Source organism: Fontimonas sp. SYSU GA230001 (assembly GCF_040066175.1).
Lineage (GTDB): Bacteria > Pseudomonadota > Gammaproteobacteria > Nevskiales > Nevskiaceae > Solimonas.
Genome location: NZ_JBEAAM010000050.1, coordinates 1 through 1,942, shown reverse-complemented (window position 1 = coordinate 1,942; position 1,942 = coordinate 1). Strand labels below are relative to the sequence as shown.

Here is a 1,942-nt window from a genome sequence, read left to right as displayed (position 1 = left end):
GACACGACCAGAACCGTCATCTTCCTGATCGCCGGCAAACTCGACTTCGGCGCGGTCAACCCTCATGCCCGGTAACCCACTCGTTTTTCAACAGAGCCTGGAAAAAGACATCTGGGTGGTGTGGACGCTCTCGGCAATCTACGCCTCCCCCATCGCCGACACGCTGACGTTCAAGGGCGGCACGTCGCTTTCCAAGGCCTACAAGGTCATCGACCGCTTTTCGGAAGACATCGATCTGACCTACGACATCCGCGCCCTGGTGCCGGATCTGCTGCGCGAAGGCAATCCGATTCCGGCATCGATGAGCCAAGAGAAGAAGATCACTCGCGCGGTACGCGCACGGCTTCCCGAGTGGATCGAGCAGACGGTACGCCCGATCATCGAAGACGCCTTGGCCGCGAGCGGCTTGCAGGCGGACTTGAGTCTCGCCGGCCAGGAGCGCGACAAGCTGATCATCGCCTATCCCGCCGTGAAGACCGGCACGGGCTATGTCTCCGCGACTGTCCAACTGGAGTTCGGGGCGCGGGCCACGGGCGAGCCGCATCAGTTCCATCCGGTGGCTTGCGACATCGCGCCGTGGATCGAGGGCGTGACCTTTCCGACGGCACGGCCCTTGGTCATGGCCGCCGAACGTACGTTCTGGGAGAAGGCCACGGCCGCACACGTCTACTGCCGTCAGGCACGCCTGCGCGGCGAACGCTATTCACGTCATTGGTACGACCTGGCGGCGCTGGCGCGAACCGAGCATTTCGACAAGGCGGCCGCCGATCGGCAACTGGCGCATCAGGTGGCCGAGCACAAGTCGATGTTCTTCGCCGAGAAGGATGCCAACGGCGGCAAGATCGACTACGTCGAGGCTGTGAGCGGCTCGCTCAAGCTGGTACCGGAAGGCGCATCACGCACGGCGTTGGCGCAGGATTTTGCGGCGATGCGCGAGGACGGCCTGCTGGTGTCGGATCAGCCAGAGTTCGACGCGATTCTGGAAACCTGCGCCGTTATCGAGGACAAGGTCAATCGGCTGGCGTGAGGTCAGGCACTTCCAAGCCCAATCCGCGCGCGCTGCTCATCCCACAACGCCGGCGGGTCCACCGCCAAGTCGAACAGCGTGACGTGATTCGGCAGCGTATCGTCCAGGATTGCGGCCACGATGTCCGGCGCCAGCGTGGTGAGGTTGACCATCCGGCTCACGTAGCTGTTGTCGATCCCCTCCCGTGCGGCGATCTCCTTCAGTGATTTCGCTTCCCCCGACTCCAGCATGGCCAGCCAGCGATGCCCCCTGGCCAGCGCCAACTGGAGCGGCGTCGCTGTCACATCCCACGGCCGCACGGGATCGGTTTCGCCGTTCGGCAGCGTGACCAGCTTGCGCCCGCTGCGGCGTTTGATCTGGATCGGCACCGACAGGGTCAGCCTGCCGTCGCTCGTCTGCAGAATGTCCGGCTCACCGGTCTTCTGGATGCGGATGTCGTTGCGGACTCCATCCCTGGAGTCCGCCGCTTCGCGGCCAGCCTGTCGGCTGTCCAAATTCGTTCCAGACGAATTTGTCATGCCAACGCCTCCTCCGCCTGCTCGACGGGCTCGGGACGCAGCTCCAACACCAGACGCTCGATGCCATTGGCGCGCAGCCGCACCTCGAGGTCGTTGGGCGACACGATCACCTTCTCGACCAGCAGCCGGACGATCCGGGTCTGCTCCGCCGGGAACAGCTGATCCCAGATCGCGTCGAGCCGGGTCATGGCCACCGTGACTTGCGCTTCGTCCAGGGTCGGATCGAGCTCGATCGCCTGCGGCAACACCTCGCCCAGGAGATCGGGCGCGCGCAGGATCGCGCGCAACTGGTCGAGGACTGCGCATTCCGCGAATGTCGGTCCACGATTCCGCGCGATGTCGGTCCAGCAATCCGCGGCATGCCGGTCCAGTGGTGATCGGGACGGAAATACTCTGA

At 64.4% G+C, this 1,942-nt stretch carries 2 protein-coding genes and 1 pseudogene; 1 reads left to right on the top strand and 2 read right to left on the bottom strand.

Going from position 1 to position 1,942, the window contains the following annotated elements:
• The first annotated feature begins 64 nt into the window (after nt 1-64).
• Complete coding sequence (locus AAG565_RS15675) at nt 65-1,027, top strand: nucleotidyl transferase AbiEii/AbiGii toxin family protein (RefSeq protein WP_348820582.1); 963 nt, start codon at nt 65-67, stop codon at nt 1,025-1,027.
• Between the two features lie 2 nt (nt 1,028-1,029).
• Here the strand turns inward: AAG565_RS15675 and AAG565_RS15670 are convergent, their stop codons facing one another.
• Nucleotides 1,030-1,545, bottom strand: coding sequence for a LacI family transcriptional regulator (locus AAG565_RS15670; RefSeq protein WP_348820581.1), 516 nt, complete (start codon nt 1,543-1,545; stop codon nt 1,030-1,032).
• A pseudogene (locus AAG565_RS15665) lies at nt 1,542-1,942 on the bottom strand (hypothetical protein); the annotation flags it as partial. The gene AAG565_RS15670 and the pseudogene AAG565_RS15665, both read right to left, overlap by 4 nt.

Excerpts from the sequence above, each read along its gene's own strand:
- AAG565_RS15675 (WP_348820582.1), top strand. The coding sequence starts at position 65 with ATGCCCGGTAACCCACTCGTTTTTCAACAGAGCCTGGAAAAAGACATC.
- AAG565_RS15670 (WP_348820581.1), bottom strand. The coding sequence starts at position 1,545 with ATGACAAATTCGTCTGGAACGAATTTGGACAGCCGACAGGCTGGCCGC.